Raw genomic sequence first — 19,448 nt, forward strand, 5'->3', positions numbered from 1 at the left:
TTTAAGCTATCTATAATTTACAGATATGTTATGAAGAAATATACACAGATAACACTTATCATCGCTGTCTTTTTTTTATTTTCATTTACACTGACATCTGACCAGTTGCTGCCTACTTCACTGAGAATAAACGTTTTAAATGAGCTGGGAAATACAGAAACCGAGGTGATGGTAACACTTTACGGTAATAATGAGGATTACAAAAAGGAAGAAAATGCTGTCATGGAAGGCAAAATGACCGATAAAAGAGGCCGTGTAATCTTTAAGGGACTAGCGCCCAAGGTGTATTTTGTCAACGCGGAAAAAGGGGATAAAAACAATTACGGAGCAGGCGTACAGACCGATACCCTGCAGGAAGGCCGTGTCAACAAGGTAAATATCATCATCGAATAACCGGATCATCAAATTATTTCACCTGCTATGGCTAGAAATGACCTGATTACAAGCCTTATAGCCTATCAAACTTCTTATCCGGAGGAAAAAAAATTTATTCATGACTTTTTAACCTTGTTAAATGATGAGCCTGATTGTTTTAAAAGAACCTCGAAAACCGGACACATAACCGGTTCGTCGTGGATCGTTAACAAGGCAAAAGACAAAGCCCTGCTTACACACCATAAGCAACTAAACAGGTGGCTGCAGCCCGGCGGGCACGCAGATGGAGATGAGAATATTTTGAAGGTATCGGCAAGAGAGGCAAAAGAAGAGACGGGGCTATCGAGCCTGACGCTCGTAAACCAGCAGATTTTTGACATTGACATACACCTCATACCGGCGAATGCGAAGGAAGAGAGTCATTATCACTATGATATCAGGTACATTTTTAAAGCGGATGATAAGGAGCCCCTGGTTCTCAGTAATGAATCAAAACAGTTGAAATGGATACCATTTTCGGCCCTTTCAACCTATACGCGTCATAACCATTCTATTCTCAGAATGGCTGAAAAAACACAGCAGATGCCATAAGTATGCAGTTAAAGACTTCAGCAAGAGGAAATAAAAAAACCCCCATACAAAACAGAGGGTTCCGGGCCTGTCTAACATTTGAAATTTCTTACCCTGCTAAATGATAACCAAAAGAAACACCTGTTTAACACAATCGATTTTCTCGACCATTCCGGTACAAATGTGCAACATAAAATGTTAATCCTCATGCCAAAAAATGGTTTTTACTATCTCAGGTAAGTTTCAAGAAAGTAAATAATGCACCCAATGATCAAGCGGTTTTAAAGATCTCCGGGAAAACAAAAAAGGCCGAAAGCTGCGGCAAGATTTAGCGTAGTTACCTGTTAGTAATCAATAAAAAATTGAGTGGCAACAGTTTAGACAGGATTGTTTAAGGCTTTAGCAAAAGTTAACATCAACGCACCGAAGCTTGCCACCGCGGTGGAGTCCGCCTGCTGCCATGTCTTCTTGTATAACCGGCCCTTGCCGGAATATATGACAGAACTTCCATATAATAAATGTAAGTAAACGCTGGGTTAATCAACGAAAAACAATTTGATTTGCACAAAGGCTCCTTTCAAATGATCCTTTACTGAAAAAAGCCTGCATCAGGCAGATATTTTAGCCAGTTAACTGAAATTATAAAAATGTTTGTAGCATTATATAACCCGGTAAGTGTATAAATAGGGTACTAATACCTATTTTTAGACTCGATTTGGTCTGTAACTTGTTTAGCCCATGAACTTCAACAAAAAAATTATATACAAGGATATACTGATAACCACCCTTCTTTTTATTCCTCTCTATGTTTTATTTTATTTTTTTCAGCATCAACCGGCACAACAGGAAAAAATCGATTTACCCGATATTCAGGCACTGGATTTGGCGGAGATTGAGCAAAAAAGTGCCATTGGGGTAAAGGAAAATATTGAGGCAAGAATTGCCTATGAAACCAGGATGCTGGTAGATCCGAAGTCGGGTACAATACCTCGGGGAATCCGTAGCAGGGAGCGGTATTTTGCGGAAAATATTCCGGCCAGGGGTGGGTCGAAAAGGAATGCCAGACAAAAGAAAACCTACGAAATATCGAAAACGGAATGGACGGCCAACGGCCCGTTTTTTTTGGGTGGCAGAACAAGGGCCCTGGCATTGGATGTCACTGATGAAAACATTATTATCGCCGGGGGAACTTCAGGAGGAATGTGGCGGTCAACAGATGCCGGTTCGACCTGGGATAAAGTCACGAGGGCCGAAGCATTGCATAGTGTGACGGCGGTTGCCCAGGATATCAGGCCCGGAAAGGAAGATATATGGTATTACGGAACCGGTGAATTGTCCGGAAATTCAGCCCGTGGTGGCGGGGGGGCCACTTACCGTGGGGACGGTATTTTTAAATCCACCAATGGCGGTTTGGACTGGACTTTGTTACCCTCCACCTCCCAGGGCGAACCCAATAACTTTACCAACCCTTTCCAATTTGTATGGAATGTTATTACCAATCCCCACAACAATGATGAAGACGAGGTGCTGGCCGCTACCTTCGGTGGTGTACAGCGATCGACAGATGGTGGAAACAGTTGGGAATATGTAATCGGTGAAGCCACCAATGCCAGCTCATTGTTTACAGATGTAGCCCAGGGTGAAGATGGCACCTTCTATGCTACCCTGAGTGAATCGGCAGCAAGCTCTGATGAAACCTCGGAATTCAAGGGTATCTATCGCTCTGAAGATGGTCAGAACTGGACCAAAATTACGCCCCGTAACTTTCCGGATATTTTTGACCGGGCAGTTATCGGTATCTCTCCATCCAATCCGAATGTAGTTTATTTTCTGGTATCCAGTAATCCGAATGACCTCTGGAGATACACTTATTTGTTTGGAGACGGTTCCGGGTTTGGCGGCAGGTGGGTGGATTTAACCGATAACATACCGATGTTCGGTGGTCCCGTGGGCAATTACAACTCCCAGGGGTCTTATAATATGATGGTTAAAATTCACCCTGAAAATGAAGACATCGTTTTCCTGGGAGGCACTAATTTATACCGTTCCACCGATGGCTTTTCCACCACCGCCAATACCTCCTGGATCGGTGGATACAGCCCTGTAAATGATATATCAAATTACCCTGGTCAACATCCCGACCAGCACAATATGTTGTTTCTACCTTCTAATTCCGACGTATCGATTACCAGTCACGACGGTGGTATCAGCATTACCAATGATATCCTGGCCCCACAAGTAAACTGGACGAGCCTGAACAATGGTTATATAACCACACAGTTTTATACCCTGGCCATTAATGAACCGGCAGGCGATAACACAATTGTCGGGGGAATGCAGGACAATGGTTCCCATCTGACATTTTCGGCCGATCCCAGAGGGGAGTGGAGCAGGTTACTGGGTGGTGACGGAGGATTTGCCGCGATAGGACATAATGGTGCTAATGTTTATCTAAGCTCCCAAAATGGCCGGACCATCAGATTTTTCCTGAGTGGAGAGGGATTAATACCAGTTGCAAGAATTGATCCTGCATTGGCCGGCAAGGCAGAAAACCAGAGGCTTTTGTTCATCAACCCCTTTATCCTGGATCCGGGCAACAACAGCAGAATGTACTATGCCGGGGGCGACCGTATCTGGAGAAACGGTAACGTCACCCAGATTTCAGGTACTACTGACTCTACCACCATTAACTGGTTCGACCTGCCGGAAACCAGGGTTTTGACCGGTCAAATTACCAGTCTGGCCATTTCCAGAACCCCGGGAAATATCCTTTTTTACGGCACCTCCACAGGATCTGTGTTTAAAGTTAGCAACCCTGACACCTATGCTCCGCAGATAGACAATGTAACTTCAAGCTCATTTCCCGACAATGCCTATGTCTCGTGTATCGATATCGACCCAAGCAATGCAGACAATATCCTGATTGTTTTTTCCAATTATAATGTACAAAGTATGTATCTTTCGCAGGATGGTGGCCTGACCTATGAGCCTGTAAGCGGCAATCTCGAAGAACGCCGCGATGGAACAGGGGGTGGCCCTTCGGTAAGGTGGGCTAAAATTATTCCCAAAACCAATAATGCGTATTTATACCTGGCTGGGACCAGCACTGGTTTGTATTCCGCTGATAACCTGGATGGCATGAATACGGTCTGGGCACAGGAGGGACCTGATATCATAGGCAATGTGGTTGTACCGATGGTTCAATACCGTCATGCCGACGGCTGGGTGGCCGTGGCTACCCACGGAAACGGTGTATATACTAAAACTTTTGACAATGTCTTGCCTCTACCCAGTGAGACCACCGATGAAGTGTTTTCCCTGGCCCAAAACTTTCCGAACCCATTTAGCGACTTTACCACAATAAGATTTACTTTGCCGCAACAAAGCACCGCCAGAATCAGAATTTTTGACAGCCAGGGCAAACGGGTCAGAACCATACTGCTAACAACCCAATTTGAAGGTGAAAATGAAGTAATCTGGGACGGTAAAGATGGTAACGGTGTGGACATGAGGGCAGGGATTTATTATTATAAGCTGGATTATGGGGTTAATACTTTTACGGATGAGTCTATTACCAGAAAGTTAATTTTGATCAGGTAGAAGTGGGGGGTGTAGATATTTTTAATTGACAATGGACAGTTTTTAATGGACAATTGGCAATGAATAGTTGACAGTTAGCAATGTAGGGAGCATTAGTTTTGTGATTATGCTTTGGGTTGTTAATGGTGGATTTTTTGTTATGCTTACTGGGTAAAATAATATAGGATTTGACTGCTAACCTGTGAAGATTCACGAGATTTGAGCCAAATTATCAAAACAGCAGGTCACGGAAAAACATGTTATTATCCCTTTTATCATCCTTTATGCTGCAATGGCCAATGCGCGGGAAGCCGGTCTCTTTTCTGCCTTTGATTTTCGGGTAGGCAAATGGAGATTTAAGCTGGGAAGATGGCAAAAGCTGGCACCAGGCGTGGGCAGATAATCCGGGTGGGTATTTCGACTTTACGGGAGAAATTAATGGTGATAAAAAATCTTTAAAATCAGAGTAATGGGAAAAAAGTCATGCAAAGAATGGTCTTACATCGTTTTCAGGATGATAAAATGATCTGGGATTGGGAAAGCGCAACTGACGGAGGAAAGCGCTGGCATCTTTTATGACAAATCAATTACAAAAAGATAACTGAATAGCAACCTCTATCTGCCAAAACTTACATTTGATTTTTTAGCTTTCGTAGGTGATTCGATAGATAACTCCCGATTTATCATCAGATACCAACATCGAGCCATCGGGCATAACCAGCAAATCTACGGGCCGGCCCCAGGCTTCCTGGGCATCATGGTCCAGCCAACCTTCGGCGAAAGTTTCGTAACCCTGTGCCTTTCCGTTTTCCATTTTTACCAGGGTAATTCTATAACCAATCTTTTTTGACCGGTTCCAGCTACCGTGTTCGGCGATAAACAGTTGATTGCGATAGGAGGGCGGAAACATATCGCCGGTATAAAACTTGAGGCCCAGGGGAGCTACATGCGGACCCAGATTTTGGGCGGGGCGGGCAAAATCCTCACAGGAATACTTATGACCGAATTCAGGATCTTCGATCGTGCCACCATGGCAGTACGGATATCCAAAATGCATTCCTTTTCTTGGAGCGTAGTTTAATTCACAGGGAGGCACATCATCACCCAGCATATCGCGGCCATTATCAGTAAACCACAATTCGAAGGTTTCGGGATGCCAGGTAAATCCCACAGAATTTCTCACGCCCTGCGCAAAAATCTCCATGCCCGACCCATCCGGATTCATCCTGGTTATTGTGGCAAATACCTCATCTTTCGATTCACAGATATTACAGGGGGCACCCACCGGAACATACAGCTTATCATCAGGGCCAAATGCAATATATTTCCAGCCATGGTGTCTTTTATCAGGGTACTTCCCGTAAATCACAACCGGTTCCGGTGGATTGTTCAACCGAGACTCTATGTCATCGTATCGAAGTATCCTGTTTACTTCAGCTACGTATAAATCTCCATCCAGGAAAGCCACACCGTTGGGCATCGTCAGATCAGTGGCAATGGTATATTTTTTATCCACTTTAAAGTCCCCGTCCGTATCCTGCAGGGCATAAACCTTATCTTTGCTTCTGTTGCCTACAAACAAAGTACCGGACGGTGACAGGCAAATAGACCGTGCGTCGGTTACATCCGATGCGTAAATACTTATCTTGAAACCCTCCGGCAGTTTAATGCTGTCGAGGTTCCGGGCGGCTTTCTTTCCTTTTTTATCACCATCACTGGCATTTACACATGAAAAGTTGTGGGAAACAAGGATAATGATCAGGAATGAAATGACTTTGGTAAATCCGTGGTTCATGTTATTCGTAGTTGGGATGGTAGTTAACACCCATAAATATAATGACATTAAGCGGATTTACTTTCCGATTTACAAAAATATCATCTACCAGGTCGTGTTTTTCATATCCCGGATGGCTTTCAGAATATCTCTTCTACTCACCTGCCCTACCAGTCTGCCGTGTTCATTCACCACCGGGAATTTTCTGAAGTTTGTGGTTAGAAATTCATTGGCCACATCCAGAATATCGCTGTCAAGGGAAATCGTCTTTACTACCGGTGACATATAATCGGATACGGTTTTATCCTCGTAAGGAAGGTTATTATAGGCACTGTCCACAATCAGTCTGAGGCAGTCTTTTTCAGTGATCATACCCACAATTTTTCTTTCCTCATCCAACACAGGTACACCGGTGACTTTAAAGTTCAACAATATATCCACCGCCTCGTTGATGGTTAGTCCCGGTTGTAAAGTAATCTCATCCGTTGCCATGTATTGACCTACCTCTGGGAAGGCCATCGACTTAGGCGTGTCAGTGCCTTCCGCTTTTCTGGGAGTAAAATTCATAACTATAGTGTTTATGCACGTATTTTGGCTAACTATTAAAAGCTGTTACCTAAAGTTATAAAATATACAAAATTTCCTTGATTTATCCAAAAAACAATGCATCCGCAGGATCGCAAAATACAAAGCCCCATAAACCGAATAACCCTGACATAAATGGCTTTATGCAGGGTTATTGGGAAACGAAATTAATTAACCGGTTATAAACAACCAATCCAACTAATTCAACGATTAATTAGATTTTTCCTCACCCCACTACCTCCGCTTCTTAAACAACCTTAAAAAAAATTCAATTTTTAACCAGAAATAATACTCAAACATCTAATTTACCATGAAAAGAGTAAATTAACTAATTTGCTTATTTAGTGGGGAAGAAATCTAAATACTTAAAACACAATGAGAACTTCGGATATTTAAAAACTATCTTTCGAAATCAACCTGAGTTTAAATTTTGAACCCTTAGCTGCCTTATCAAAACCTTTTGTTTTTTTTAAATATCTGACTCAAAGTAAATGCATAATATCTTTATATTTGTTTTTAATCGGTCAGATAGCCCAATTACTTGCTGATTTATGACATTTTCTCGGTAAACTAAGTGTTCAATAATCTGTATCGACAATATAAATTGTGCGTACTTTTATTAATCTTCCCGGAATTAAATATATGATGGAATAAATTTGCAGAAGCAGTCGCGGGAAACGGGATCCAACAATAAACAATGAAAATAATTATAAACTAAAAAATAAAGAAAATGTCAGGTGCGTTTGTATGATCAGGGGCATAACACCAAATGCTTATACCTATTAAATCACCACATCAGGCCTGATGTTAGCATTGACAGCATATAGCTACTGAATCAAAGCCAAATATTAAAATCAAGCAAGCTTAGCGGAGGTCTTGAAAACATGACTTCTGCGGGCTGCATATTTTAGCATAGTCTCTTTTTAAAATTGCATAGAGTTATCGATATCTCCGTATTAATTGACAAACCATGAAAACAAAAAGTTTCCTGTACAATAGTTATGAAAATTTTGGAATATTCGTCCTGAGGGTTTCTGTGGGCTCATTGATGTTGCTGGGACACGGCCTGCCAAAATTAATGAATTATCACAATAGCTATGACGCTTTCCCGGATCCCCTGGGGATGGGTAGTGATATTAGTTTTTTTTTAACAGTCTTTGCAGAGGTGGTTTGTTCCGGGGCCCTGATTCTGGGGTTGTTTACCAGACTCGCAGTGATTCCACTGATTGCCACCATGTTGGTAGCAATACTGGTCATCCATGTAGATGATCCCTGGTCGAAAAAAGAGTTTGCAATTATGTATTTGTTGCCGTACATTACTTTGTATTTTACTGGCAGTGGCGAATATTCAATGGATAAAGGAGTATTTAACCGGTAAGTACAAACCGGCCTTTAACAATCAGATAAGGGTCATCTAGCTATGTATCATTGCAGCCGCTGCCATCTACGCATTCCCCTTTTTGAGCGCTCATATAACTAAAGTTTTGTTATTTTTTGCAGATGGAAGCTACGCTGTCGGGAAACTACTATATTGCTTAAAATTAATGCTTTACCTGGCGGGTGTGGCACATGCTTAAGTTGTGCAACACCCACGCAGGTGCCTGCTATCAATAGCGGGGAATAGAATAGTATCGGACTGTGCGGGTTTATACTGTAATGGTGGCTAAGCTGACTGAGATGATGGCCATTATAAAAGTAATTGATGTTCTGATTTTAATTGCCACAGTTATTATCTATATTTAGGCGGTTTAGAATCATGGATTTTAAACTACCTTTTCTTTCCAGACGTGGTACTTTTGATAGGCTAGGTGAAGGGCGGAAAGAACTAAGCACCTGAAAATGTTTAAGTCAGATAAAGAGCTCTTTAAATTTGATGGAACCAGGGTTCTGACCGCTTCCAATAAGGATAAAAAGATACGGATTTTACTGGTCAACCAATTGATAAAACTGATTATCGTGGGGTTGTTCATCAGCAGTGTGGTAGATGCATTTCTTGGAATTTATGAAGAAGTATTTATCACCTTATTTACACTGCTTCTCTTTGTCGTGATCCTGCTTTTTGTCGATAAAAATAAATATTATAATACCGCTGTCACCATCTCCATCTTTACCCTTTGTTCATTGATATTTTACTCAGACAGCAAATATGGCTATGAAGCAGGCGTTTTTATTCTGTTTTTGCCTGTGGCATTTGCTATTTCTTTTGTGACCCGATACAAGTCTTATCATTTTATTTTACATTTTGGTATTCCAATAGGTTATTTGATTCTTTCAATAATCACCGATCATTCACTACTTTTCGACACAAATATTAACGGTTTTCAAAAAAAAGTTACGCTGGTTTTTAACCTTTCTTTATCTGCCATTTTATTTGCCTTGTTTATTTACTACATCAATAAAGTTAATAACAACTACGAAAAAGGGTTAAGCAAGGCTATTCAAAAGTTGAAATCCAAAAACAAGGAGCAACTTAACTTAAATCACCAACTGGATCAGTTGCTGGCAGTGGTATCTCACGAGTTACGCGCCCCGATCGCCTCGGTTTTAACCCTCATAAAAATAACCAAGGAGGAAAAAGATCCGGATAAGGTCGCCGAGTATATGTCGCTGGAAGAAAAAAGCCTGACTAAAATCAATGAATTTATAGAGGACCTTATCAATTATTCCCGGAACACCAACCTTTCCCTTGAAGAGGAAAAGATTGACTTTAAACCCATCATTCAGAATATACTGAATCAATATAGTTATCACAAAAATTTTGCTTCCATTGAAACCTCACTAACCGTCGAGCAAACGGAAAAATTCACTTCAGACAAAAAACGTATTCAGATCATTATGAGTAATTTAATTGCCAATGCTTTTAAGTACCAGGACGAAAAAAAACCGGCTCCCTATATAGACATCAATGTGGCTGTAGTGAATAAGCAGGCTAAAATCATTGTAAAAGATAATGGAAAAGGTATTCATAAAAAACACATAAACAGGGTTTTTGATATGTTTTATCGGGCCAATGAAAAGATTTCAGGATCGGGTCTGGGATTATATCTCGTCAAGGAAACCGTGGAAAAGCTTGGGGGAAGTATCAGGGTGAATTCCGTTCCGGATCAGGAATCGTCTTTTCAAATTGAGTTGCCGGATTTGTCATAGGAAGATGAGTTGATTTGAAATTGACAATTGACAATTGTTTGTTTGGAGTGGTAAAGGATATTAATTGTCAACTGTCAATTGTCAATTTTACCACAACTCAGGCTGCCGATAGAAGATTAGGCATCCTGGGCAGTCGACACATTTCATGTGAAAGACCAGCAAAAAAAGTTAAAGACCATAATTTTCGCAATGAACTTAATGCTATCCGGCAAATTCCCGGGTCTGCTGTGAAATAACTCCGGAGGTTTTGCGGAACCAAAAGACGTTTTACGAGAGAGTGTGTCCTGTTTTTTCACGGTCTTCCTTCCTGCCACTCTTTTCTGATGTTTTGTTGGCCTAATGCAGGGAATATATGTAAATCCTGTTTTGAATATGAATATGTTTCACCCTCACTGGGCACTTTGACATGGTATTTAGTTTGAGCTTCATGATGTATTATCTCCACTACTTCTCCTACCATTCCTGTTCTGAATATGCCTACTACACTGCCAACTTTCAGTTGATTTTTCATGATTATATAATTGGTTAATAGTTATTTCTTTTGGTTAAAACATAAGTGTTTTTCAATGCTTTGGTGAAAAAGATCAAAATCGTAAAAATTTCCGGAATCAAAAAACGTATCTTACACCAATACTTGCATCCAGATCGAAATCAAACGGATCGTCAATTATTTCCAGAAAAAGCATACCATCCAAAAAGAGGGCAACCGGGGCATCGGCAAATATATATTCCAAACCGATCACCCCATCTGCTCCCAATTCCATGTCATTGTCCCAGTCCCTGTCTCCGCGGTCGTGGCTTTGAAGCTGGCCTCCAAAACCATAATACCAGTCAAGGCCCGGGGCGCCACTCACAGGAAAGTGAAAAAGATAATGAGCGAGTAACTCAAATCCGTCGTTGTTGAAATTGGTACCTAAGGCAACTTCCAGTGCGTTGCCGGTACCCAGATATTTTTTTGCCGTAATTCCGGTAGGGTTACCTATACGCAATCCAAGTCCCCATTCTTTGTCTTGTGCACAAAGTTCAATGGTCGTGAAGAACAAAAAAGTAATACACAGCATTGCCAACGGCGCATTTTTCACCCCCTTATTCGTCTGATCATCTCCCTGAAAACACCGGTTCATGCACCCAGTTTTGATTTGTATTTGGTTTCTTCGGCCATAGTTTTATCTAATACTTTCTTATCCTGGATTTTTGGGGCTTCTTTCAGTTTAATTTCCTTTAAACTTCCCCCGATATCACATTGGCCAGAGAATTTAGCACCCGATTCAACAATTAAGGTATTCGTAACAATATCCCCCTGGATTCTGCAACTGGGTTTCAAGATCAATGTCTCACCCACCTCCACTTTTCCCTCGACCACTCCACCAATGTCGGCGTTTTGGGCGTAAATATTCCCTTCCACCCGGGAGGACTCACCAAGTACTATTTTGGCTCTTGTGTTGACATCACCGATAATTTCTCCGTCGATCCGGATAGAGCCGGTTGTTTCTACTTTTCCTCTCAGGGTGGTTCCTCTACTTATGGCATTGTTGGTATTAGCAACCTCTTCGTTTTGGATAAATTGGTTATTAAACATAATTGTTTTGGTTTATAAGTTAAAAATCCCATTAATTCTTAGACACAGAAGCATCGACAACTTCTATACGCAGGTCCTGTGTTTTACCAAACCAGTCGGCCAGCCGGTATTTATAGCTGATTGTCTCTCCAGGCCCCAATGATTTATATACCGTGATAATATGGTTTTTCTTTTTTCGTTTTTTATGATAGCTAACCCTTAATTTGACATTTTTATAGGTAGCGAGGCTCGCTATGTTATGTATTTCGCCCCTGATTTCCGTTTGATTGATGAGGCTTTTTTTCCACCTGGCTTCATTTCTCAGGTAATTGGATGGAAAAGAAATCTCTTTCCGGTATACCAGGATATGTTTCCAGTCCAGAAAATGATCCTCCTCATTTTTTTCTTTAATGAGTCTCCCCCTTTTTCTATTAAGCGTTCCTCTTTCTCCCTTGACAAGCACCAGTTTTTCTTTTCGGGATTTATTACCTGAAAACTCCACTTTACCGTTTACTACCGTTAACACCGGGTCCTCTTTTTCATAGGCCTTCAGATTAAATGCTGTACCAACCACCCTGGTTTCACTTCCATTGGCCGAAATGATGAAGGGTTTGTCGCGATCTTCCTGAATTTCAAAAAAAGCCTCCCCTGTTAACCATATGCTTCTTACGGAATCACCAAAGTCAGGCGGATAGGAAATACGGGTGTTTTTATTCAGCCATACCCTGCTTTTGTCAGGCAGCATGTAAACTTGTAACGAGTCGCTCGATAGGCTTATTTCTACATTTTTTTCAGGCAGCCTGTTGAATTCGGAAAAGCTGATGACAGGGTAACTGGTTGCCTTGTTCACCCCCTTATACCCTGAAAAATGAACCGTTGAGATCACAAGAAGCGCAATCATTGAGGCGACCGGCAGGGCCCGGGAGATAGACAGCTTCCCTGGTCCCCACCGATTACCTCTGGTTGCTTGTTTCCGGTATGTTTTGCTGTGATCAGCTCCACGGTCAAGTGCTTTCATGGCCATCGACTGTTCATAGGTATTTACTCGATGTGCTAATTTTTCCCAAACGATCTCTTCATCGGGTACATGTTGTATGCCCCCCTTCTGCCCGGCATGTTCCCATATTTGCTCGAGTTCGGTAGAGATTTCTTTTCCCCCGGGGTTTTGGTTGATCCAGGCATTCAGCACCTGCTTTTCCCTGAAAGATAACGTTCCGGTTATCTTTTTCGCCATCAAATTCCATATGTAGGAATCTATATCCATCAGCAAATTTTATTGGTGTTATTGTTATAACAGTAAAAAAAGATGACACCCCTATGGGATGAGGATTTTTTTTATGGTTATTTGGGTTCCGGGTTCCAAAAAATCCGGAACTCTAAATTCCACTCAGATAAGGCTTCAGGTGCTCGCGGATCTTCTTCAACGCCTTTCCCATCTGGTTTTCAACGGTCTTAACAGATATGTTCAGGTAATCTGCGATTTCAGGATAAGTCATGTCTTCATAACGACTTAATTTAAACACAAGTTGGCACTTTGGAGGCAGCAATTGTATGGCGATATTGATTTTATCTTCCAGATCGCTGACTTCCAGGAGCTGGGAAATGTCTGCCTGATGCGAGGGGATGTCATCAGGGTAGTCATAAGTTAGCGGATCCTGCTGCAGTTTTTTTAGCGTATTGATGGCCAGATTTTTGGCAGCCTTATATAAATAAGGTTTGAAGGCTATTTTTTCAGGCAAATGGTGTCTGATTTTCCACAGTTTAAAAAACACTTCCAGTACAATATCTTCACTTAGATCTTCCCGCTTGATCAGTAAATAAGCAAACCGGTATAAGCCTGCATAATATTTTTTATAGAGTATTTCCAATCCTCTTCTGTCATCTTGTAATAGAAAAGTACGCAGGTCCTCGTCGCTATATAATGGTCTGCTGTCCGGAATCAACTTACTGTATACAGTGGATTTAAATCATATTTACATTTTATAGAAGGAAAAACTAGGTGATTTATTGTGATTCAGTGCGAGAAATCCAGGGACAAGAACTCAAAGTCCTCCTCAATTTACGACTTCTTCTACGATTTGTATAGGAAATTTTATTAAACATTCCCAATAGGGCTCTTCACTGGGAATGCCTTTCCAGTAATTCTGGGCAAACATTAAGCCTTTGAGTGGCGAAGCGCCCAATCTTAGCCAGTTCATATCCATCCTGAAATAGTGCTGGCATTCGATTTTGTAGATAGGGTCATCGGGTTTTCCTGATTTTTTTCTGAAATCCCGGGCGCCTTCCAGTGACTCAAAGCCGAAAAAAGAGTTAAAACGGGAGTTTTTTTGTGGAAATTTAAGCATTCGAACCATCTCAAACAGCATTTCCATCGCTGTATCATTGTCAATGGGCCCGTCCTGGTGATTATTTTTTTCCAGCAAATACTTAAAACCATGTCTTGACAATCCCTCAGGATAATTAAGGCTCAGGTATTCCTCGATTTCCTGAAAGTTGCTTAACTCTGAAAGGTCCTTAACAGCCGTATCGAACCTTTTTAATGATAAAATTGCCCCTTCATCAAAAGTTACATTTCTGGATACAGTATAAAGTGTGGCCATGGATCTCTCAGTCGGATTTTTAAACACCGTCAATTTGCTAAATATTCAAATGATCTACATGCTGTATGCAGTCAAAGCATAACTTATGTAAGGATTTCTGAAAATTAGTTTAAGCGGGTTCATCCCGCCTTTTCAGGTAACTCAAAGACTTTATTAACGGAATAAACGCCAAAAACCAACAAGCCATCGATAAATGAAAAAAAAATTGCCGGAGGCTTCTAACTTTAGTATAACCGCCTCACACCATGCAGCCTGAAAAAAGCTTTACCTAAAGTAAATACTTTAATACGTAATTCATGGAGCAAATAAGGTTAATGATTATCAGCGATAATCAGATTTTTGGAAGTGGGCTGAGTAAACTTTTGCAACATAGTGATCAATACATTAAAGTTGAAGCCATGTTGCCGATGAAACCCGGTTCGTTGACATTGATTAAGCAACATCAGCCAAACTTCATTCTTTTTAATGTGTTTTCGCCCGAAATTGAAGCTCCTGGCCTACTTTCAATGATATTAAAGAATCATCCGGAGATCAATATCCTTGTAATTACTTCATACCGGGATCCTTTTTACGTAAGAAATTTGAAAAACTTGAATATAGGGGGCTGTATCTGTGACGATATTTCAACCAGACGATTAATCAATGTTATACACGCTGTCAACATGGGCAGGTTTTTCTTCGATAACAAGCTTATGGAAATCAATCATTACAGGGATAAAGGCAGCGGCGGGAATACCTACGATCAGCCAATCACCAAAAGGGCCCGGCTATCAAAACGTGAGTTGGAAATATTGAAGTTGACACTGGACGGATACAAAAGCAGACAGGTGGCACAAAAATTATCTATCAGTATAAGAACCGTTCAAAACCACCGGGCGCATATCATGAAAAAGTTGCAGGTGAAAAATATGGCTGAAATGATTAAGGTCGTGTATCAAAGCAATGTTTTGATAAGGGGTTAACGGAAGGCTGACCTTCCGCTCTATCTTTTCCCTTATCATGCAACAAAAATTTTGTTCCCTTTAAAACCTGACAGTAACCGAACCATATACAGCCCGTCCTGATCTGCCCGGAAAACTATTGATCAATCTATTGGTAATGTCCGGATAATAAACATCGGCGTCCAACAAATTGGTGCCATAAACACCCAATATGAGCTTTTGCTTCAGCGCAAGGTCAAACAATTGGTTCAAATCCATATTCAGCTTTCCCGAAAGCAGGCTAAACCCTTCCGGGATCTCATTACGCTGCGGCAAGCCACTGATTTCAGTAAGATCCCCGAATGCCGATACGGTAGTATTAAATAGTCCTATAGAAACTCCCCGGGGGTGTTGATAATTCACACCCAGCTTGACGATATGGTTGGGCAATAAGGAGAAATCTTCGATGTTGGTCCCGAAAAAGTCAATTTCATTTTGTTGCCACGCGTATGACCCTGTCAAAAACCAGCGCTTATTAAGGATATACTTTCCTTCAAATTCTATACCGGAAGATTTGATTTCATTGGCATTCATATAGACAATTTCACCGGCTTCAGTAACATTCCTGGTGATATTATCCTCCTTTCTGTTAGTAAAATAAGTGGCAGAAAGCTCCAACCCTTTATCCCTGAAAAATACCTGCGCGTCAATGCTCGTCAACGTCTCAGGTTTTAAATCAGGATTTCCTCGAAAACCGGACACGATAACTGATGTTTCGACGGCAAAAGGAGCCCTGAAAGCTTCGCCATAAAGCGCTTTGACGCCAAGTTTATCGGTTACCTGATAGATAATCCCTAATCTGGGCGCAAAGTTTGCATCAACTCCTTCGACTTTGTTGATCTGCGCACCGGCAATCAGGTTCAAGGATTTGACTGGTTTATAACTCATCTGGGCATAGCCACTGTACCATATCTTGGTGTAATCCGGAATAAATACCAAATCGTTTTGTATAAACCTTCCGTTTTGGTTATAATAGGTGCCTCCTACGACAATATTGATATGATCTGCAGGATCAAAATAGTTACTTAACTCTACCAGCCAATCGTTGGCCTTATAGTCTATGTCTATTTTTTCCCCTCCTGTAAATCCATTGTAGGTTACATTAATGCCTGATGAGAATTTCTTGGAAAAATCATGTTGATAACCAACATCTACCAGTGCCCTGAAAAAATTCAAAATACTGCCTTCTGTTTGAGGCACAGGAGAGCTCCATAAGGGCCTGCTACTAAAAAAATTTTGCTCGCTGCTGGCAAGCACGGTATTCAGACTTAACCCCTTGTAATCGATCATCAGGTTACCTCCCAGGTTTTGCTCACCAAACTTTATTTCATTGGTGACACCTGCGATATCTGTGGCTTCAAAGTCCCAGCCCTCTTCATCAAAATATTTGATGCCTGCCATTATGTTCAAATCCTCTTTCTTGAAACTGTAATGCCCAGAGACCCCCTTTCCAGCAAAGGAACCCGCCATTCCTTCAAACTCACCACCACTTTCGGATGCTTTTTTGGTAATTATATTCACTACACCTGAATAGGCATTCGAACCATACAATACTGAACCAGGGCCCCTTACTACCTCAATCCGGTCAATCATACTAAGTGGTAAACTTAAATAAAGCGGACTATTGACCCCACCAAAAAGGCCTTCCCTGAAAGGACGGCTGTTGATTAAAAGCAAAATGTGACTGTCAAAATCATTACTGACATCACCCCGCATCGATACAATGTTTTGTATATTCAAGGTAGAACTTAAATTCAGTGAGCCAACCACCCTATCCAAAAGTTCGGTGAAATTTATGGCGCCAAATTGTTCGATTTCTTTAGAGGTAATGGTGGTAATTATACCCGGTGCATCCGAAATCTTTTCTTCAGACTTGGAAGCGGTTACCACATTTACATTCATTAGTTCTTCCAGACTTAGTTCTGAAAGATCATTCACATCTTCTTCTGTTTGCCCGTAGGTAGATATATTACCGAGCAGCAGCAAAATAATAATTAGTACAATTTGTTTCTTCATAGTTTTGTTTTATTCATTATATCTTTGTTCGATAGGTATTTTGTGGAGCTGCCACACAAGCTCTGGCTTTTATGTCAATGGCGCTCATACACTTTACTTACTATAATGGCTTATTTCTCTTTTCAGCCTGGCTATATACCAGGTCTCCGTTTTTATAGGTCTGATGTCTTTTTCATTACCGGTAATGCGGGTAGCTTATGTTACACCTCCTCATCCGTTACCCATACCTGTGAGGCTTGGTTATGTCCCTGATAAGATCAATGATGACCAAACAATAAGTTGTAAATGCCTTCTAATCCGGAAAGTCCGGTCAAAGTTAACTTTAAACCTTTCGTCGCGTAATACTTAAAACTTCCGGTATTTCCGGGTGTAATATATTTGAGTAAATTTCAATTAATTAGCAGTAAAAATTTCCGGGAAGCATAGGCTATATGGATTGAAAAACCTTATCAGATGAATTTTTACGCATAGCTTTACCAACCATTTTATCCTATCGATGACCATGACTATTGAGTAAAAATACTTAGCAAGAAATTGTACTCAGCATTTCTGAAAAAATCAAAGTAATCGATGTTTTCGGGAAATATTACAGATAATGACTGTTTTTAGCACCATAAGATACAGCCTAAACTTGTTATTATCTAATCAAATTCCTAAAAAACTTAATAAAAATGGATTATTCTGAGATTGGTTCCCTAACCTATATTAGTCTTGACCAGTAGTTTTGCCTGGACTATTCCCTGCACGCTATACTGGCAAATTTGGAAGGATATCGTAAGCACTTTACGTGATTTTAACTATACAACTACAGATCACTGAAAGGCCAAATCATGTATGATTTGTGACAGAATTTTACCTTTTCAGCGTTGAATAGGTACAAAAAGACACCTGAATAAACCATTTTTTTCGATTACGTGATCTATGCTGAAATGAAACAATTCCGGTTAACTTAAACCCTCACCCGATGAGTTGTTCAATAATCCCGACCAATGACTATGGCAACTTTTTGCATGGCCTGTATGACACAGATAAACTTACATAAATATATTCTAACCGTCATAATATAAATTTTTGAATTTATTTTTAACTTCTTTTGCATAACAACAATAGCAATAAGAGATGAAAAAGATTAGATTATTATTAGGATTGTTAATTTTGTACAGCTTTTATTCCTTCGGACAGGAAGATGGTGAGTTTGATTCTACCATTAAAACAAGTAAAGAAAACCGTAAAGGTTCAACTGGTTCATATGGATCGGAGTTGGCTAAATTATCAAGTTTTGTAAATTTAAATGGTTATATCACCACTGACTTTCTGGCACAGGAAGGGGAAGACAGCAAATTTGATCAACATTATTTTAATATATCTACCACAGTACACCTCACAGAAAAACTCTCTGCCGAGGGTATGCTTGAATATGAACATGCGGGAGAGGATATAGATGTTCGATATGTGTTTGCCGACTACAAATTCAGTGATGCATTTATATTGAGAACTGGGAAATTCCTTGTGCCAGCCGGGGAATTTAATGAATATTTGTTTCCTGAATACATTAGTAAAACCGTCAACCGGGCATGGGTGAACAGGGAGATTTCCCCGTCAGCCTGGGGCGAAGTAGGGGTGCAATTGCGAGGCCGCTTAAAAAATTTAAGCACTAGCCTTATACCATTCTATTCCGTATATGTGGTTAATGGCCTGCACGGTGAAGAAGGTGCAGGTATCAGAAGCCTGCGAGGAAACAACAGGGAAAAGGGTACCAATGGAAATAAAGCACTGGGTGGTAATTTAGGCTTAGAACTAGGTGATTTGACAATCTCTACCAACTGGTACAATGGGAAATATGATGATACTAACGATCTTGGAATCACTATTTTAGGGTCATCGCTAAGTTACAACGGTGATAAACTGTCGATTTGGGGTGAATATCAAATGGCCAACCAGCAAATTTTTAACAATTTGGACCGGACCGAAACCGATCCTTTAAAAAAAAGAGCATTTTATATACTGGCTGGCTACAAAGTTTACAAAGGACTGGAACCAGTTATCAGATATGATCAAATTGTCCTGGATGGTGCTCCTGAGGGTGACAGACAACGAATAACTGCGGGATTAAATTACCATATTTCTAAAACGGCTGTGGCTAAGATTAACTACGAAATTATAAGCGATGACGGGGCAGACGAGGACGATAATGTCTTTGGTTTGCAACTGTCACTTGGCTTTTAATTGGAATATCAAAAATAAAGTTTGAGTTAAAATGAAAA

16 protein-coding genes are annotated in these 19,448 nt (G+C 40.7%); 7 read left to right on the top strand and 9 right to left on the bottom strand.

Annotated features, from left to right (window positions below):
* Positions 1 to 30 precede the first annotated feature (30 nt).
* From AC04NP_RS09210 to AC04NP_RS09220, 3 genes are all read left to right on the top strand, one after another.
* The gene (locus AC04NP_RS09210) at positions 31 to 393 is read left to right on the top strand and encodes a carboxypeptidase regulatory-like domain-containing protein (protein WP_482859325.1); all 363 of its coding nucleotides are present in this window, start codon (positions 31 to 33) and stop codon (positions 391 to 393) included.
* Positions 394 to 420: 27 nt separating this feature from the next.
* The gene (locus AC04NP_RS09215; protein ID WP_482859326.1) at positions 421 to 966 is read left to right on the top strand and encodes an NUDIX hydrolase; all 546 of its coding nucleotides are present in this window, start codon (positions 421 to 423) and stop codon (positions 964 to 966) included.
* 717 nt (positions 967 to 1,683) lie between these two features.
* On the top strand, positions 1,684 to 4,545 hold the full coding sequence (locus tag AC04NP_RS09220; RefSeq protein WP_482859328.1) for a FlgD immunoglobulin-like domain containing protein: 2,862 nt from the start codon (positions 1,684 to 1,686) through the stop codon (positions 4,543 to 4,545).
* A gap of 622 nt (positions 4,546 to 5,167) precedes the next feature.
* Here AC04NP_RS09220 and AC04NP_RS09225 read toward each other — a convergent pair.
* Positions 5,168 to 6,367 (bottom strand): PQQ-dependent sugar dehydrogenase, encoded by a 1,200-nt coding sequence (locus tag AC04NP_RS09225; protein WP_482859329.1) that lies wholly within the window; start codon positions 6,365 to 6,367, stop codon positions 5,168 to 5,170.
* A gap of 36 nt (positions 6,368 to 6,403) precedes the next feature.
* The gene (locus AC04NP_RS09230) at positions 6,404 to 6,865 is read right to left on the bottom strand and encodes a CBS domain-containing protein (protein ID WP_482859330.1); all 462 of its coding nucleotides are present in this window, start codon (positions 6,863 to 6,865) and stop codon (positions 6,404 to 6,406) included.
* Between the two features lie 988 nt (positions 6,866 to 7,853).
* Here AC04NP_RS09230 and AC04NP_RS09235 point away from each other — a divergent pair.
* Positions 7,854 to 8,261, top strand: coding sequence for a DoxX family protein (locus tag AC04NP_RS09235; RefSeq protein ID WP_482859332.1), 408 nt, complete (start codon positions 7,854 to 7,856; stop codon positions 8,259 to 8,261).
* Between the two features lie 461 nt (positions 8,262 to 8,722).
* Positions 8,723 to 10,030: a sensor histidine kinase gene (locus tag AC04NP_RS09240; RefSeq protein ID WP_482859333.1), complete on the top strand. Its 1,308-nt coding sequence runs from the start codon at positions 8,723 to 8,725 to the stop codon at positions 10,028 to 10,030.
* Between the two features lie 292 nt (positions 10,031 to 10,322).
* Here AC04NP_RS09240 and AC04NP_RS09245 read toward each other — a convergent pair whose 3' ends face one another.
* From AC04NP_RS09245 to AC04NP_RS09270, 6 genes are all read right to left on the bottom strand, one after another.
* A complete protein-coding gene (locus AC04NP_RS09245; RefSeq protein WP_482859335.1) occupies positions 10,323 to 10,541 on the bottom strand; it encodes a hypothetical protein in 219 nt (72 codons plus the stop codon).
* Positions 10,542 to 10,638: 97 nt separating this feature from the next.
* Positions 10,639 to 11,154 (bottom strand): hypothetical protein, encoded by a 516-nt coding sequence (locus tag AC04NP_RS09250; RefSeq protein WP_482859336.1) that lies wholly within the window; start codon positions 11,152 to 11,154, stop codon positions 10,639 to 10,641.
* Positions 11,151 to 11,609: a bactofilin family protein gene (locus tag AC04NP_RS09255; protein WP_482859338.1), complete on the bottom strand. Its 459-nt coding sequence runs from the start codon at positions 11,607 to 11,609 to the stop codon at positions 11,151 to 11,153. The genes AC04NP_RS09250 and AC04NP_RS09255 overlap by 4 nt, the downstream gene beginning before the upstream one ends.
* Before the next feature lie 31 nt (positions 11,610 to 11,640).
* Positions 11,641 to 12,852: a FecR family protein gene (locus tag AC04NP_RS09260; RefSeq protein ID WP_482859339.1), complete on the bottom strand. Its 1,212-nt coding sequence runs from the start codon at positions 12,850 to 12,852 to the stop codon at positions 11,641 to 11,643.
* A 112-nt stretch (positions 12,853 to 12,964) separates the two neighbouring features.
* Positions 12,965 to 13,531: an RNA polymerase sigma-70 factor gene (locus tag AC04NP_RS09265; protein WP_482859340.1), complete on the bottom strand. Its 567-nt coding sequence runs from the start codon at positions 13,529 to 13,531 to the stop codon at positions 12,965 to 12,967.
* 111 nt (positions 13,532 to 13,642) lie between these two features.
* Entirely contained in the window at positions 13,643 to 14,188 is a 546-nt protein-coding gene (locus AC04NP_RS09270; RefSeq protein ID WP_482859342.1) for a hypothetical protein, read from the bottom strand.
* A 296-nt stretch (positions 14,189 to 14,484) separates the two neighbouring features.
* Here AC04NP_RS09270 and AC04NP_RS09275 point away from each other — a divergent pair, with 296 nt between their 5' ends.
* Complete coding sequence (locus AC04NP_RS09275) at positions 14,485 to 15,150, top strand: LuxR C-terminal-related transcriptional regulator (RefSeq protein ID WP_482859343.1); 666 nt, start codon at positions 14,485 to 14,487, stop codon at positions 15,148 to 15,150.
* A 60-nt stretch (positions 15,151 to 15,210) separates the two neighbouring features.
* On the opposite strand, the gene AC04NP_RS09280 is transcribed toward AC04NP_RS09275, so the two are convergent.
* Positions 15,211 to 17,184 carry a TonB-dependent receptor plug domain-containing protein gene (locus tag AC04NP_RS09280; protein ID WP_482859345.1) on the bottom strand — a complete coding sequence of 658 codons (1,974 nt, stop codon included), beginning with the start codon at positions 17,182 to 17,184 and terminating at the stop codon, positions 15,211 to 15,213.
* 1,119 nt (positions 17,185 to 18,303) lie between these two features.
* On the opposite strand from AC04NP_RS09280, the gene AC04NP_RS09285 reads away from it, so the two are divergent.
* Complete coding sequence (locus AC04NP_RS09285; protein ID WP_482859346.1) at positions 18,304 to 19,410, top strand: hypothetical protein; 1,107 nt, start codon at positions 18,304 to 18,306, stop codon at positions 19,408 to 19,410.
* Positions 19,411 to 19,448 lie beyond the last annotated feature (38 nt).

The organism is Agaribacillus sp. DX54 (assembly GCF_056858335.1).